Source organism: Enterobacter sp. K510 (assembly GCF_055804875.1).
The window spans coordinates 1-12699 of record NZ_JBNRLQ010000007.1 but is presented as its reverse complement, the minus strand read 5'-3'; the positions used below and the strand labels follow the sequence as shown (position 1 = coordinate 12699).

Below are 12699 nucleotides of genomic sequence, written 5' to 3'. Positions count from 1 at the left end.
GGCCTGTGCCTTTGCGTGCGATGAATTAAGACACGATGGGGCAAAACGTAACCGTCAAAAAATACGGTGACGCCCTGCCCCACGAATTGCCATTAATGTTTGATAACGTAGAGATCTTTAGCGTAAACGTTATCCATAGGGTCTTTACCGGAATATCCGCCAACCCATGGTTTCACCAGTCGGGCGTTTACGTAGTAATACACCGGAACGATGGCAGAGTCTTTGCCAAGCTGCTGCTCTGCTTTGTCATACAGCGCGCTGCGCTGCGCTTCATCGGCCGCTTTCACGGATTCAGCCATGATGCTGTCGAATGCCGGGCTCTTATAGTGCGCGGTATTCATTGAGCTGCCGGACAGCATGGTGTTCAGGAAGGAAGTCGGTTCGTTGTAATCCGCACACCAGCCCGCACGCGCCACGTCGTAGTTACCCTGATGACGGGTATCCAGGAAAGTTTTCCACTCCTGGTTTACCAGCTTGACGTTAACGCCCAGGTTTTTCTGCCAGATGGACGAGGCGGCGATAGCCAGCTTCTTGTGCAGATCGGAGGTGTTATACAGCAGGTTGAAGGACAGCGGCTTATCTTTGGTATAGCCCGCTTCCGCCAGCAGTTTTTTCGCTTCTTCGTTACGTTTTTCCTGGGTCCAGGTGAACCACTCCGGCTTGGTCAGTTTCGCACCATCCGCATACGGCGGCGTATAACCGAAGGCTGGCAGATCGCCCTGCGCTTTCACTTTATTGGTGATGATATCGCGATCCAGGCCCAGTTTCAGCGCGGTACGTACGCGAGCATCGTTGAACGGCGCTTTCTGGTTGTTGATTTCGTAATAGTAGGTGCACAGATACGGATCAACGTGAACTTCCTGCGGGATCTCTTTTTTCAGTTTCTGGAAGAGTTCAATCGGCAGGTTGTTGTAAGTCATGTCAATCTCGCCGCTGCGGTAGCGGTTCACGTCGGTGACTTCAGACGAGATTGGCAGGAAAGTGATCTGGTCGAGAACGGTTTTCGCGTTATTCCAGTAGTTGGTGTTACGCACCATCACGATACGTTCGTTAACCACCCAGTCCTGCAATTTAAATGCGCCGTTGGAGACGATATTTGCAGGCTGCGTCCATTTTTCACCGAATTTCTCGATCGCGGTTTTGTTCACCGGCGACATAGCCGGGTTAACCAGCAGTTTATAGAAATAAGGCACTGGCTCGCTCAGCGTGACTTCCAGCGTTTTGTCATCAATGGCTTTGACGCCCAGCTCGCTCGGCTTCATTTTGCCGTCGATGATCGCATCAACGTTAAGAATATGACCGTACTGCGGGTAGCTTGCGTATGGCGAGGCGGTGTTTGGATCCACCAGACGCTGCCAGCTGTAAACGAAATCCTGTGCCGTGACAGGCTCGCCGTTGGACCATTTCGCGTCTTTACGCAGATGGAAGGTCCACACTTTAAAATCTTTGTTTTCCCACTTTTCAGCCACGCCCGGGATTGGGTGGCCGTCAACCGGAGAGGTGATCAGCAGACCTTCAAACAGGTCGCGGCTGACGTTTGACTCAGGAACGCCTTCGATTTTATTCGGATCAAGGGATTGTGGTTCCGCGCCATTATTGCGCACTAAAACTTGTTTCTCTGCCAGCTGAACGCCCGCTGGCACATCCGCCGCCATAGCAACATTGCCGGCGATGAGTGCAGTCAGGATCCCTGCCGCGATTAGGCTTTTCTTTGTGATGATGGACATTGTGTTGTGACTCCGATCATTATAATTACTGGTGCGAACACCAGCCTGTTTCATACCCGTTAAGGGTTCCTGTGCAGTGCAGGAGTTTTTGCTACCGCCAGGCGTTTTTTGCTTTTTGCTATCACCGACTTTCATTATTACCGGCAGCTCGTATGGCAGCCTTCTGTCGATTTTCGCGCATTTCCCCTGTTCTGAAATGCGTCTGTTCTGTCCGGACGAGGGTTATATGAAAATGATTCTCATCTTTATTATTCGTCCACAAAATATAAGGCCGGAAAGTACCAAAAGCGCTGATCCCTCGCCAATACATTTTGCAAATTTGTTAAGCAATTCTCTTTTATGGCAGATGGCGGGCGGTCAAAGACGGGAGTTGATGTTGCGTGTACATCAATAAACTTTTTAAGTTCAGTCGCTTACCGCATTGCTACTTCGTCTTTGCTGCTTTGTCGTGACATTGATTGTTTTTTACACAAAAAAGTAACAATTGGCGACTAATTAGCACATTCATCTGCCTGGATGATGAAATTACTAATATCATTTCAATTATCTGACAGCAAGCCCAAGAGTATCATGTGAGGAAAATAACACGGCGACTGCGTTTATAATGACCACCCCCGAACGGAGGTGGCGGGTAACTAAATGAAATTCATGGATTAATAGTAAACAGTACTATTTATTATATTTGATGTAATTTTCAACTTTAGTTATAAGTTTTACTGATAATGAATAACCTCAGGCGAGCAGCCCCGGAAACAGCGCTTTAATACCGGTAACAATAAATTCAATCCCCAGCGCCATCAGCAGCAGTCCCATAATACGCGTAATGACGTTAATGCCGGTTTGCCCCAGCAGGCGCACCAGCCAGGGCGCTATACGAAAGACGCCCCAACAGCACAGCGCAAAAAGCGCAATGGCGACAGAAAAGCACAGCAGATGCATCCAGTTGTGATAACGCGTGCCCCAGACAATAGTGGAGCTGATTGCCCCTGGACCTGCCATCAACGGCAATGCCAGCGGCACGACGCCAATGCTTTCACGGATCGCCGTCTCCGACTTCTCCTGCTTATTCTGTTTATCTTCCCCAAGCTTACCGCTGATCATCGACATCGCAATGGTTACCACCAGAATACCGCCAGCAATGCGAAACGAATCGATGGAAATACCAAACAGTTGCAGAATGCCGTTACCGAGAAACAGTGAGGTCAGCAGGATAATGGCAACAGACAAGTTGGCCGTCAGATTGGTTTTGTTCCTTGCCGCCGCCGTCTGGTAACTGGTCATACTGATGAAGACGGGAATAATCCCCACGGGGTTAACCAGTGCAAATAAGCCAATAAAAAATTTTGAGTAGGTTGGAAAATCAAACAACGTCTGAATCACGGTCGGCTCCGCATAGTGGCAAGGCTGATGGCAAAAGTCCCTGTAAAAACCGTGCTGAAGATACGCTTTTTGTCAGCATAGTTCACCAGGAAAATCATTAAAAACATTACTATCCCGGGATGTTAGAAAATTGTACTAATTATTATAATCTCCAGGGAGTCTTCCCCTGATTCCATAACAATTATTGTACATCACGAAAAAGAGCCTGCTGAAAGGTGTCAGCTTGGGTAAAACTTGATTTAGATCACGATTTCACTACTCAGAAGTGAGTAACCTTGATTACGCCGCCAGGGAGAACAGCGTCAAGCGGGTTCGATGCTTAGGTAAGGCTCTTTTAGTAAATCAGGGGCGCAGTTTTGAATTTAAGTTGTTGTAAGCAAACACTTTCTCAGGCTGTTGTTGGTCTTGACTATACTGACGTGTTAGCAGCTGATTTACTAAAAGAGTTTAACATTATCAGGAGAGCATTATGGCCGTTACTAATGTCGCTGAACTTAACGCACTCGTCGAACGCGTGAAAAAAGCCCAGCGTGAATATGCCAACTTTACTCAAGAACAAGTCGACAAGATCTTCCGCGCCGCCGCTCTGGCCGCTGCTGATGCTCGAATCCCGCTGGCTAAACTGGCGGTCGCCGAATCCGGCATGGGCATTGTTGAAGATAAAGTGATCAAAAACCACTTCGCTTCTGAATATATCTACAACGCCTATAAAGATGAAAAGACCTGCGGCGTGCTGTCTGAAGACGACACGTTCGGGACCATCACCATCGCCGAACCTATCGGCCTTATCTGCGGTATTGTTCCGACCACTAACCCGACTTCTACTGCAATCTTCAAATCGCTGATCAGCCTGAAGACCCGTAACGGTATTATCTTCTCGCCACACCCGCGCGCCAAAGACGCCACCAACAAAGCCGCCGACATCGTTCTGCAGGCTGCCATTGCTGCCGGCGCACCTAAAGACCTGATTGGCTGGATTGACCAACCGTCCGTTGAACTGTCCAACGCGCTGATGCATCACCCGGACATTAATATGATCCTGGCGACAGGCGGCCCGGGCATGGTTAAAGCCGCTTACAGCTCCGGTAAACCAGCAATTGGTGTGGGCGCAGGTAACACGCCTGTGGTGGTTGATGAAACCGCTGACATCAAACGTGCTGTTGCTTCTATTCTGATGTCCAAAACCTTCGATAACGGCGTAATCTGCGCGTCCGAACAGTCCGTTATCGTTGTGGATTCCGCCTATGACGCCGTCCGTGCACGCTTTGCGAGCCACGGTGGTTACATGTTGCAGGGTCAGGAACTGAAAGCCGTACAGGATATTATCCTGAAAAACGGCGCGCTGAATGCCGCTATCGTTGGTCAGCCTGCAACCAAAATCGCAGAGCTGGCGGGCTTCACCGTTCCGGCTGATACCAAAATTCTTATCGGCGAAGTGTCTATCGTCGACGACAGCGAGCCGTTCGCTCACGAAAAACTGTCTCCGACGCTGGCCATGTACCGCGCGAAAGATTTTGAAGACGCCGTGGTTAAAGCCGAAAAACTGGTTGAGATGGGCGGTATCGGCCACACCTCCTGCCTGTATACCGATCAGGATAACCAGCCGGAACGCGTCAAGTTCTTTGGCGATAAAATGAAAACCGCTCGTATTCTGATCAACACCCCTGCTTCTCAGGGTGGTATCGGCGACCTGTACAACTTTAAACTCGCGCCTTCCCTGACTCTGGGTTGTGGTTCCTGGGGTGGTAACTCCATCTCTGAAAACGTTGGTCCAAAACATCTGATCAACAAGAAAACCGTTGCTAAGCGAGCTGAAAACATGTTGTGGCATAAACTTCCGAAATCTATCTACTTCCGCCGTGGCTCACTGCCAATCGCGCTGGACGAAGTGATTACTGATGGTCACAAACGTGCCATGATCGTGACTGACCGCTTCCTGTTTAACAACGGTTACGCTGACCAGATCACCTCCGTGCTGAAGGCCGCAGGTGTTGAAACTGAAGTGTTCTTTGAGGTTGAAGCTGACCCGACTCTGTCTGTGGTACGTAAAGGCGCTGAACTGGCGAACTCCTTTAAACCAGACGTGATCATCGCGTTGGGCGGTGGTTCCCCGATGGACGCTGCGAAAATCATGTGGGTCATGTACGAACATCCGGAAACCCACTTCGAAGAACTGGCGCTGCGCTTTATGGACATCCGTAAACGTATCTACAAGTTCCCGAAAATGGGCGTGAAAGCAAAAATGATTGCGGTCACCACCACCTCCGGTACCGGTTCTGAAGTCACGCCGTTTGCGGTTGTTACTGATGATGCCACCGGCCAGAAATATCCGCTGGCAGACTACGCCCTGACCCCGGATATGGCGATTGTTGACGCCAACCTGGTGATGGATATGCCGAAGTCGCTGTGTGCTTTCGGTGGTCTGGATGCCGTAACCCACGCGCTGGAAGCCTACGTTTCCGTGCTGGCGAGCGAATTCTCTGACGGTCAGGCTCTGCAGGCGCTGAAACTGCTGAAAGAAAACCTGCCGGCGTCTTATAACGAAGGTTCCAAAAACCCGGTTGCCCGCGAGCGTGTACACAATGCGGCTACCATCGCAGGTATCGCGTTTGCGAACGCCTTCCTGGGCGTGTGTCACTCCATGGCGCACAAACTGGGCTCGCAGTTCCACATTCCTCACGGTCTGGCGAACGCCCTGCTGATCTCTAACGTTATTCGCTACAACGCGAACGACAACCCGACCAAGCAGACGGCGTTCAGCCAGTATGACCGTCCTCAGGCACGTCGTCGTTACGCTGAGATTGCAGATCACCTGGGCCTGAGCGCACCGGGCGACCGCACCGCTGCGAAGATTGAAAAACTGCTGGCATGGCTGGACAGCATCAAAGCTGAACTGGGCATTCCGAAGTCAATCCGCGAAGCCGGTGTACAGGAAGCAGACTTCCTGGCGCACGTAGACAAGCTGTCTGAAGATGCATTCGATGACCAGTGTACTGGCGCTAACCCGCGTTATCCGCTGATCTCCGAGCTGAAACAGATCCTGCTGGATACCTACTATGGACGTGAGTACAAAGAAGGTGACACCGCAGCTACAGCAACAGAGGCTGTAGCGGTGAAAGCAGACAAAAAAGCGAAGAAAACCGCATAACTCCTCGCTTAAATGAAAAACCCGCCTGATGGCGGGTTTTTTTATGGCCTCAGAGGCGCTCTGAGACGTTTTAACGGCTAAATAGGCCTTACCCCCGCACCCGCTTCTGGATCACCGTCAGCGAGCCCTCAGCAAGCGCATCCTTATAGTGCTTACGGCACACGGAAACATAGCGTTCGTTGCCGCCTATCACCACCTGCTCGCCTTCATTATACGGACGCCCCGCCTCATCCAGGCGCAATACCATACTGGCTTTACGGCCACAGAAGCAGATGGTTTTTAATTCCACCAGTTTGTCAGACCAGGCCAGTAAATACTGGCTCCCGACAAATAACTCCCCGCGGAAATCGGTACGCAGTCCGTAACAGAGTACGGGAATATCAAGCTGATCGACCACTTCCGATAAATCATGCACCTGCTGGCGGGTTAAGAACTGGCTTTCATCCACCAGCACGCAATGTACGGGCTTACGCGCGTGCTCAGCGCTTATTTCATCAAAGAGTGAAGACTGCTGATTAAACAATTTAGCAGGGGAAGAGAGGCCGATACGCGAGCTGACTTTGCCGGAGCCGAAACGGTTATCGATTTCCGCCGTGTAGACCACCGCGCGCATTCCCCTTTCCTGGTAATTGTAGGAAGACTGTAACAATGCGGTGGATTTACCCGCATTCATTGCTGAATAGTAGAAATAAAGCTGTGCCATTGGCCGCCACACCCCGATCTAAGTAAAAATATTTCAGGGCGGGATAGTACCATATTTTATCTGGTCATCACTGCGTCGACGCACAAACAGCGTGTCGCCGCGCCTGCGCTTTATCCGGGATATACAACCTGAGCATTTTGGCTGCTGTTACTGCCAAAGAAACGTCAGCGCTATTCACAATAAGTCACATTTTATGCTTTTTTTAAACCCCTTCGCTTTTAGTTATGGTTCAGAAATTATTAATGATTTGCGCTTACGTGGTGGCGAAGCGACTAATAGAAAAGGTTGATATTTATCCACAGCGGCTTTAACACCTTGCGGATTAATCGTAAATTCACCCTGCCCGCACGCGGCGAGGCGGCATGATACTTCGTGTGGGTAAGCTATTTTTGCGAGGCGTCTCGTAAAAAATTTAAGATAGCGCAATTAATAAAGAGGATAAATAACGGCTGATTTTGAATTCCTTACATTGTCAGCTATTGCACAACGCAAATTAACGCTCTATTATTAGCTCAACAAACCACCCCATTATAAGTTTGAGATTACTACAATGAGCGAAGCACTTAAAATTCTGAACAACATCCGTACTCTTCGTGCACAGGCAAGAGAATGCACTCTTGAGACACTGGAAGAAATGCTGGAAAAATTAGAAGTTGTTGTTAATGAGCGTCGTGAAGAAGAAAACGCTCAGGCTGCAGAAATCGAAGAACGTACGCGTAAGCTGCAACAATACCGTGAAATGCTGATTGCTGACGGTATTGATCCGAACGAACTGCTGAACAGCATGGCTGCCGCTAAAGTAGGTACTAAAGCTAAGCGTGCTGCACGTCCGGCTAAATATAGCTACATCGATGAGAACGGCGAAGAAAAAACCTGGACCGGCCAGGGTCGTACTCCGGCTGTTATTAAGAAAGCTATGGATGAGCAAGGCAAAAAACTGGAAGATTTCCTTATCAAAGGTTAATCACCTGCCCCTTGCTGAAATCCCGCCGCTGGCGGGATTTTTTTGCCTGCAAATTACCCCTGCCCGTTACCTGTTATCACATTACCCCGTTCTGTTTACTGGTGAAAAACCAGGCATCATACCCCTGTTTTCTTAATGGCCGCTGCTAAATAACGGCGCTGGCGGGTTGCGCAAACAATGAATATAGGGGCGGAAACAATCAGCAATAAAAAAGCCGGAGACACTCCGCAGGTAGCGGCGTTATCTCCGGCTCAGTTAAAGCCCGGGTATTAGCGCTTTACTTCTTAAAACCCATGGACTCTTCCAGCCAGGTTTTAAATTCTTCGCCATGTGCTTTGTGACGAATACCGTATTCCACGAAAGCCTGCATATATCCCAGCTTATTACCGCAGTCATGGCTTTTGCCTTTCATGTGGTAGGCTTCAACGGTTTCCTTCTCGATCAGCATATCAATGCCGTCGGTCAGCTGAATTTCATCACCGGCTCCCGGAGGCGTTTTCGCCAGCAGTGGCCAGATTTCTGCGCTCAGAACATAACGTCCTACAACAGCCAGATTGGAAGGCGCTACGTCCGCTTTAGGCTTCTCTACCACGCCTACCATCGGCACGCTCTCGCCCGGTTTCAGCTCCGCGCCTTTGCAGTCAACCACACCGTAAGCGGTCACGTCTTCTACCGGCTCAACCATGATCTGGCTGCAGCCTGTTTCATCGAAACGCTGGATCATCTCCGCCAGGTTATCCTGCGAGAGATCGGATTCAAATTCATCCAGAATCACGTCGGGCAGGATCACTGCAACCGGCTCATTGCCGACAACCGGATGCGCGCAAAGTACGGCGTGTCCAAGACCTTTCGCCAGACCCTGACGGACCTGCATAATAGTCACGTGCGGCGGGCAAATAGACTGGACTTCATCCAGCAGCTGGCGCTTAACGCGTTTTTCCAGCATGGCTTCAAGTTCGAAACTGGTATCGAAGTGGTTTTCGATAGAGTTTTTAGAGGAATGGGTTACCAGTACAATTTCGGTAATACCCGCAGCGATACATTCATTGACGACATACTGAATTAATGGCTTGTCAACCAGCGGCAACATCTCTTTCGGGATCGCCTTGGTGGCTGGCAACATCCTGGTTCCTAATCCCGCAACCGGGATAACTGCTTTCGTTACTTTTGAATTAAGGGCAGCCATTGAAAATCTCCTGGAATGTTCACATTGGGAACATGTACATAATGAATCACGCGTTAGAGTATATCAGCCCGGAGCTGTGAGCCGGGTCCGAAATGAACGCATTGAGGCTTAATTAAGACAATTACTTATAATACTGCGCAGATAGTAACACCCGGAGAGAACGGCAGGTAAAGCTAAATCACCCTGCCGTTGCGTTTGCTCATTCGGCAGTCAACATTAAACGTAACCGACCGCCTGCGCCCCAAACCTGACACTGCCATGCTTCGCTGCGATGGCTGACCTGGTTTAAATAGGTATTTCCCAGCGTACCCAACGGAACGCCGTTGCTAATCTGAATTTGATGCTCACCGGTATTAAGCGTGGCATTAAGACCGGCCGACACCAGAATGAGATTTTTAAGCTCATGGTGGTAATAGCCAACCAGTAGCGGAAACTGCCCTGGTAAATTTGCCTGGCGCAGTAATTGATTAACCTGCTTTAACAAACTTCCCAGTTCAGGCAAACGCTGACGCTGATGAGAGAGCTGTTCCTGTAATAAGCCGTTAAACAATGCCCGCAGCAATAATGCGGCTAACACACCGTTATCGCCGGCGCGGGTGACATCCAGGCAATAAAATGCGAGGTCTTTGTCGGAGAGTGCTGCAATATCGAGCACCAGACCCGGCTGATCGGCAGATACCAGCTGGCGATAATTAATACGGCAATTTGAGATATGTTGCTGAACCGGAGGCTGTAACTCCTGCAACAATTTGGCGGCGGCCTGCGGATCGCTTACCAGCGCATCCCAGTCCTGAAAAAGGCGTTCTTCTTCCTCTACCCGTGAATTAAACATATTGGGATAGAGGCAGGCATAAACCGTTTCACGTAAACGGTTCAGATCTTTTACCGGTTTCAGTAATACATCCTGTACGCCCAGACGTAAGGCACGGGCAATGTCGGACATATTTTCTGTCGCTGATATAACCAGGATGGGCATCTGGTCGCGCTCATTGCGCAAATGTTCCACGAGTTTCAGACCGTTCATTCGTGGCATGGCAAGATCGCAAATCATTAAATCTGGTCTCACCGTCTTCATGGTCTCAAGCGCATCGAGGCCATCCATCGCCAGTGAAGTAGTTGCGCCTAAAGAAGTGAGCCATGAATCCAACAGTGAACGGAAAACGGGTTCGTCCTCAACAATCAAAATATGTTTTCCAGTCAAAGGCTGCGTCATGTTCTCTCCCCTGCTTTGCAGTAGTTCAATAGTGGCATGCTATTGCAACTCGCGCCTGTCAGAATTTCCTGAAGTCATCGAATATATTTTTCGCTAAACCGCGCCGGAAAGATGTAGCTTACCGTGCGGTTCCCGTTTAGCTCCGGATGCGTTACACAAAAGCTCTCCTTGTCCGCGTGAGACAACTGGCGGAGACAAGTGAACCTCATAGGGTTAGCAAAACGTCGGATACGTTGTCGGGAATGCCGTTGTGTGTAAACCGATGCAGGAAGACCTGAAGAGGATTGCACAGCTTTGCGACGCCGTCAGGGCCAACAAACTACACCTTAATGCCTCGCGACTAAACCTTTTACGCCCTAAATCGTTGATTAAACCACTGGCGAACCCGTCGCCAGTCCAGCCTCACCTTTGCTCGTGACGTTTTTTACATCCCCGGCTTCCAGCCATAGCATCGAGGCTATCGCTCGGTTAACATAGATGCATCCATGCGCCGTTGCGCCATTATTATTCCAGGATTACGATTTTGTCTCAACCTTGTCCCTGCGGTAGCGCTCAGGAGTATAGCGCATGTTGCGCACGTTATGTGTCTGGTGAACAGCTTGCGCCGGATCCGTCACATCTTATGCGCTCCCGCTATAGCGCATTTGTATTAAAAGATGCGGATTATCTGATCAAAACCTGGCATCCGTCGTGTCATGCTGCCGCCTTTCGTCAGGACATCGAAAAGGGCTTTGCGCAAACGGAATGGCATGGCCTGACGGTTTACGCGCACGAAGCTGGTGCAACCCAAGATGAAGGCTATGTCAGCTTTGTGGCGCGTTTTAGCGAGCAGGGTAAACCCGGCGCTATCATTGAACGCTCACGTTTCCTGAAGGAAAATGGTCAGTGGTATTATATCGACGGCACGCGCCCACTGTTTGGCCGTAACGATCCCTGCCCTTGCGGGTCAGGAAAAAAATTCAAAAAGTGTTGCGGGCAATAAACCCAGCTTCACCCTCATGCAAACTCAACAGGATTTTCGCGGCAATGCATTCATTACAACGTAAAGTACTGCGCACTATTTGTCCCGACCAGAAAGGTCTTATCGCGCGCATCACCAACATTTGTTACAAGCACGAACTGAACATCGTGCAGAATAACGAGTTCGTTGACCATCGCACCGGACGCTTTTTTATGCGTACCGAACTGGAAGGCATTTTTAATGATGCCACGCTGCTGGCCGATCTCGACAGCGCGCTGCCGGAAGGATCGATCCGTGAACTGACGCCGGCAGGCCGCCGCCGCGTGGTGATCCTGGTGACTAAAGAAGCGCATTGCCTGGGCGATCTGTTAATGAAAGCGAATTATGGCGGACTGGACGTGGAAATTGCCGCGGTGATCGGTAACCACGATACCTTACGCTCGCTGGTGGAACGCTTTGATATTCCTTTCGAACTGGTCAGCCATGAAGGTCATACCCGTGAAGCGCACGATGAATTAATGGCGGCCGCCATTGAAGCCCATCAGCCGGATTACGTGGTGTTGGCGAAATATATGCGCGTACTGACGCCGACTTTTGTCTCCCGCTTCCCGAATAAGATCATTAATATTCATCACTCGTTCCTGCCCGCCTTTATCGGCGCGCGTCCTTATCATCAGGCCTACGAGCGCGGCGTGAAGATTATCGGCGCAACGGCCCACTACGTAAATGATAATCTCGACGAAGGCCCGATCATCATGCAGGACGTGATCCACGTCGATCACAACTATACCGCAGAGGATATGATGCGCGCTGGTCGTGACGTAGAGAAGAATGTGCTGAGCCGTGCCCTGTATCAGGTGCTGGCGCAGCGCGTGTTTGTTTACGGCAACCGGACCATCATTCTGTAAGCGGTAATGAAATGAATTGCTTAGCATTGCTGCATGACGCATAAAAAGCAGGCAAACGATTCATTTTCACGAAAGGAATGCTTTACAGCGGCGCGTCATTTGATATGATGCGCCCCGCTTCCCCAGCGGAGGCAGGCCAGTACCAGTATTACCCCGTGGTGGGGTTCCCGAGCGGCCAAAGGGAGCAGACTGTAAATCTGCCGTCATCGACTTCGAAGGTTCGAATCCTTCCCCCACCACCATCTCTTCTCAAAATTTGAATTACCCCTGGTGGGGTTCCCGAGCGATCATAAGGGAGCAGACTGCAAATCTGCCGTCATCGACTTCAAGGTTCGACTCGAGCGCCAGCGAGAGAACGTTGCCTTTGGCAACGGCCCAAAGGGCGAGGAGCTTTAGCTCCGAGTAATCCTTCTCTTGCACCACAATACAGAGCATTACCCCGTGGTGGGGTTCCCGAGCGGCCAAAGGGAGCAGACTGTAAATCTGCCGTCACAGACTTCGAAGGTTCG

The 12699-nt window shown here is 50.3% G+C and carries 9 protein-coding genes, 1 tRNA gene and 1 other RNA gene; 6 read left to right on the top strand and 5 right to left on the bottom strand.

Translation table 11 applies throughout. From position 1 onward, the window contains the following. Positions 1 to 92 precede the first annotated feature (92 nt). Both oppA and ACQUTD_RS13255 read right to left on the bottom strand, forming a co-directional pair. Positions 93 to 1727 (bottom strand): oligopeptide ABC transporter substrate-binding protein OppA, encoded by a 1635-nt coding sequence (gene oppA, locus ACQUTD_RS13260; protein WP_072569459.1) that lies wholly within the window; start codon positions 1725 to 1727, stop codon positions 93 to 95. Between the two features lie 732 nt (positions 1728 to 2459). Further along, complete coding sequence (locus tag ACQUTD_RS13255) at positions 2460 to 3107, bottom strand: YchE family NAAT transporter (protein ID WP_072568644.1); 648 nt, start codon at positions 3105 to 3107, stop codon at positions 2460 to 2462. 469 nt (positions 3108 to 3576) lie between these two features. Here ACQUTD_RS13255 and adhE point away from each other — a divergent pair, with 469 nt between their 5' ends. Continuing rightward, a complete protein-coding gene (adhE, locus tag ACQUTD_RS13250) occupies positions 3577 to 6255 on the top strand; it encodes a bifunctional acetaldehyde-CoA/alcohol dehydrogenase (protein WP_318363671.1) in 2679 nt (892 codons plus the stop codon). Between the two features lie 88 nt (positions 6256 to 6343). Here the strand turns inward: adhE and tdk are convergent, their stop codons facing one another. Then, complete coding sequence (gene tdk, locus ACQUTD_RS13245) at positions 6344 to 6958, bottom strand: thymidine kinase (RefSeq protein ID WP_072568646.1); 615 nt, start codon at positions 6956 to 6958, stop codon at positions 6344 to 6346. Positions 6959 to 7508: 550 nt separating this feature from the next. Between tdk and hns the strand changes: the two genes are divergently transcribed. After that, positions 7509 to 7922 carry a histone-like nucleoid-structuring protein H-NS gene (hns, locus tag ACQUTD_RS13240; RefSeq protein WP_072568647.1) on the top strand — a complete coding sequence of 138 codons (414 nt, stop codon included), beginning with the start codon at positions 7509 to 7511 and terminating at the stop codon, positions 7920 to 7922. 277 nt (positions 7923 to 8199) lie between these two features. Here hns and galU read toward each other — a convergent pair whose 3' ends face one another. Further along, positions 8200 to 9108 (bottom strand): UTP--glucose-1-phosphate uridylyltransferase GalU, encoded by a 909-nt coding sequence (gene galU / locus ACQUTD_RS13235; RefSeq protein ID WP_072568648.1) that lies wholly within the window; start codon positions 9106 to 9108, stop codon positions 8200 to 8202. 199 nt (positions 9109 to 9307) lie between these two features. Continuing rightward, positions 9308 to 10321 carry a two-component system response regulator RssB gene (rssB, locus tag ACQUTD_RS13230; protein ID WP_473276032.1) on the bottom strand — a complete coding sequence of 338 codons (1014 nt, stop codon included), beginning with the start codon at positions 10319 to 10321 and terminating at the stop codon, positions 9308 to 9310. 523 nt (positions 10322 to 10844) lie between these two features. Between rssB and ACQUTD_RS13225 the strand changes: the two genes are divergently transcribed. The 4 genes from ACQUTD_RS13225 to ACQUTD_RS13210 all read left to right on the top strand — a co-directional run bounded on the left by ACQUTD_RS13225 (position 10845) and on the right by ACQUTD_RS13210 (position 12612). Continuing rightward, a complete protein-coding gene (locus ACQUTD_RS13225) occupies positions 10845 to 11303 on the top strand; it encodes a YchJ family protein (RefSeq protein ID WP_072568650.1) in 459 nt (152 codons plus the stop codon). Positions 11304 to 11347: 44 nt separating this feature from the next. Next, complete coding sequence (purU, locus tag ACQUTD_RS13220) at positions 11348 to 12190, top strand: formyltetrahydrofolate deformylase (RefSeq protein ID WP_072568651.1); 843 nt, start codon at positions 11348 to 11350, stop codon at positions 12188 to 12190. 157 nt (positions 12191 to 12347) lie between these two features. After that, positions 12348 to 12432, top strand: a tRNA-Tyr gene (locus tag ACQUTD_RS13215). A gap of 39 nt (positions 12433 to 12471) precedes the next feature. Further along, a non-coding RNA gene (locus ACQUTD_RS13210) (RtT sRNA) lies at positions 12472 to 12612 on the top strand. The last annotated feature ends 87 nt before the right edge of the window (positions 12613 to 12699 follow it).